This is a genomic window from Halobacteriovorax vibrionivorans (genome assembly GCF_003346865.1).
Classification (GTDB): domain Bacteria; phylum Bdellovibrionota; class Bacteriovoracia; order Bacteriovoracales; family Bacteriovoracaceae; genus Halobacteriovorax_A; species Halobacteriovorax_A vibrionivorans.
In genome coordinates, this window is record NZ_QDKL01000005.1 from 1 (window position 1) to 3,286 (window position 3,286).

The 3,286-nt window shown below is 47.7% G+C and carries 2 rRNA genes; both read left to right on the top strand.

Annotated elements, in window-relative coordinates:
• Positions 1-93 precede the first annotated feature (93 nt).
• Positions 94-3,018, top strand: a 23S ribosomal RNA gene (locus DAY19_RS15080).
• Positions 3,019-3,128: 110 nt separating this feature from the next.
• Positions 3,129-3,245: ribosomal RNA gene (gene rrf / locus DAY19_RS15085) — 5S ribosomal RNA — on the top strand.
• Positions 3,246-3,286 lie beyond the last annotated feature (41 nt).

A 3,286-nucleotide genomic window follows, 5' to 3' on the forward strand; every position in this document is an offset into this window, starting at 1 on the left:
CATTTAAATAACAGTATCAGATAGAAGACGAGAACTTAAAAGTAATACAAAACAAGACAAGTATATTGATTATACAAAACTTTTAGTTGGTTAGATAAAGCTACTAAGGGTATATGGTGGATATCTTGGCAGTAAGAGGCGATGAAAGACGTGTGTTAGAGTGCGATATGTATCGGCGAGCCCTCAAGCAGGCTTTGACCCGGTAATTTCTGAATGGGGGAACCCAGCTTATGGAGACATAGGTTACCGTTTGGTGAGTAAAGTAGCCATTCTGGAGCTAACCAGGGGAACTGAAACATCTAAGTACCCTGAGGAAGAGAAATCAATTGAGATTTCGCTAGTAGCGGCGAGCGAACGCGAAATAGCCCAAACCGTTAAGTTTACTTAGCGGGGTTGTAGGACTGCAATATGTAGCTTTGAGATTAGGAGAAGGGTCTGGGAAGTCCCGCCAAAGAGAGTGAAAGCCTCGTATCTGAAAGTTGATAAGCGCTAGCAGTATCCTGAGTAGGACGGAACACGTGAAATTTTGTCTGAATCTGGGAGGACCACCTTCCAAGGCTAAATACTACTTACTGACCGATAGTGAACAAGTACCGTGAGGGAAAGATGAAAAGAACCCCGATGAGGGGAGTGAAATAGAACTTGAAACCATATACTTACAATCGGTGGAAGTGCTATTGTAAGGCATGACCACGTACCTTTTGCATTATGAGCCATCGAGTTACGATTTGTAGCAAGGTTAAGCCGTTGCAGGTGTAGCCGTAGGGAAACCGAGTCTTAATAGGGCGTTTAGTTGCAGGTCGTAGACCCGAAACGGGATGAGCTATCCATGAGCAGGTTGAAGCGAGGGTAACACCTTGTGGAGGACCGAACCCATATAGGTTGAAAACTGTTGGGATGACTTGTGGATAGGGGTGAAAGGCCAATCAAATTCCGTGATAGCTGGTTCTCTTCGAAATGCATTTAGGTGCAGCGTCTGACGAATACTGACGGGGGTACAGCACTGAATTGGCTAGGGGGCTTACCAGCTTACCAAACCATATCAAACTCAGAATACCGTTAAGTAATATCAGGCAGTGAGACTACGGATGCTAAGGTCCGTTGTCGAAAGGGTAAGAGCCCTGACCATCAGCTAAGGTCCCTAAATCGTGTCTAAGTGGGAAAGGTTGTGGAACTACTGTGACATCCAGGAGGTTGGCTTAGAAGCAGCCACCCTTTAAAGAAAGCGTAATAGCTCACTGGACTAGTGGTTCTGCGCCGAAAATGTAACGGGGCTAAAGATACGTACCGAAGCTATGGAATGAACTTTGTTCATTGGTAGAAGAGCATTGTGTTTATCGATGAAGGCGTACCGCGAGGAGCGCTGGAGATCCCACAAGAGCTGATGATGGCATGAGTAGCGATAAGGAGTGTGAGAATCACTCCCGCCGAAAATCTAAGGGTTCCTGGGCCAGGTGACTCCGCCCAGGGTTAGTCGGATCCTAAGGTGAGGCCGAAAGGCGTAATCGATGGACAACAGGTTAATATTCCTGTACTTGGTTATATTCGTTTGACATGAGGAGTGACGGAGAAAGGTAGCAAATCCCACTGTTGGATGTGGGTTTAAGCGTGTAGGCTGAGATGTAGGCAAATCCGCATCTCGTGAAGGCTGAGGCGTGATGACGAGGGCTTGCCCGAAGTTTGTGATCCTCTGCTTCCCAGAAAAACTTCGTATGAAGAATGTAATCAATCCGTACCGTAAACCGACACAGGTAGATGAGGAGAGAATCCTCAGGCGCTTGGGAGAACTCTTGTTAAGGAACTCTGCAAATTGGAGCCGTAACTTCGGGATAAGGCTCGCCCCTGCTGGTGACATCGCTTGCCGATGTAGCTGACGGGGGCCGCAGTGAAAAGGGGGTAGCGACTGTTTATCAAAAACACAGGACTCTGCAAACACGCAAGTGGACGTATAGGGTCTGACGCCTGCCCGGTGCTCGAAGGTTAAGAGGAGAGGTTATCCTTTTGGAGAAGCTTTGAATCGAAGCCCGAGTAAACGGCGGCCGTAACTATAACGGTCCTAAGGTAGCGAAATTCCTAGTCGGGTAAGTTCCGACCTGCACGAATGGCGTAACGACTTCCCCACTGTCTCAACAAGAGGCCCAGCGAAATTGGAGTGCGCGTGAAGATACGCGCTACCCGCGGAAGGACGAAAAGACCCCGTGAACCTTTACTGTAGCTTGACATTGGCTTTTGAATAGTAATGCGTAGGATAGGTGGGAGCTGTTGATATGTGCGTTCCGGCGTACAAGAAGGCATCCTTGAAATACCACCCTTTGCTATTTGAAATCCTAACCTACCATCGTAATCCGGTGGGGGGACAATGTCTGGTGGGCAGTTTGACTGGGGCGGTCGCCTCCTAAAGAGTAACGGAGGCGCACAAAGGTTCCCTCAGGCCGCATGGAAACCGGCTGTAGAGTGTAAACGCATAAGGGAGCTTGACTGCAACACAAACAAGTGGAGCAGGGTCGAAAGACGGTGTTAGTGATCCGGTGGTTCCGAGTGGAAGGGCCATCGCTCAACGGATAAAAGGTACTCCGGGGATAACAGGCTGATCTCCCCCAAGAGTTCACATCGACGGGGAGGTTTGGCACCTCGATGTCGGCTCATCGCATCCTGGGGCTGGAGCAGGTCCCAAGGGTTAGACTGTTCGTCTATTAAAGCGGTACGCGAGCTGGGTTCAGAACGTCGTGAGACAGTTCGGTCTCTATCCTCCGTGGGCGCAAGAAATTTGAGTGAATCTGACCTTAGTACGAGAGGACCGGGTTGGACGAACCTATGGTGTATCGGTTGTGACGCCAGTTGCATTGCCGAGTAGCTAAGTTCGGAAGGGATAACCGCTGAAAGCATCTAAGTGGGAAGCCCATCACAAGATAAGATTTCTATAAGACAGCTTGTAGACTACGAGCTTGATAGGTCGCATGTGTAAGCGCAGTAATGTGTTGAGCTGAGCGATACTAATTAGTCTTTTTGCTTTATTTAACTTTTACTTTTAAGTTCACTTCTATTTGATATTGTTTTTTAAGTGTAAAAACTTTAAAAGACTTGAAAAAGTCTAGAGATTGAATTAAATATACCAAGAATTAAATTTTTGGTGTGTCGATAGCGGCGGGGAAACACCTGATACCATCCCGAACTCAGCAGTTAAGCCCGCTAGCGCCAAAGGTAGTGCCAGGGTAACTTGGTGTGAGACTAGGAAGATGCACCTTCTATATAAAAAGCCAGATCAATGATCTGGCTTTTTTTGTTT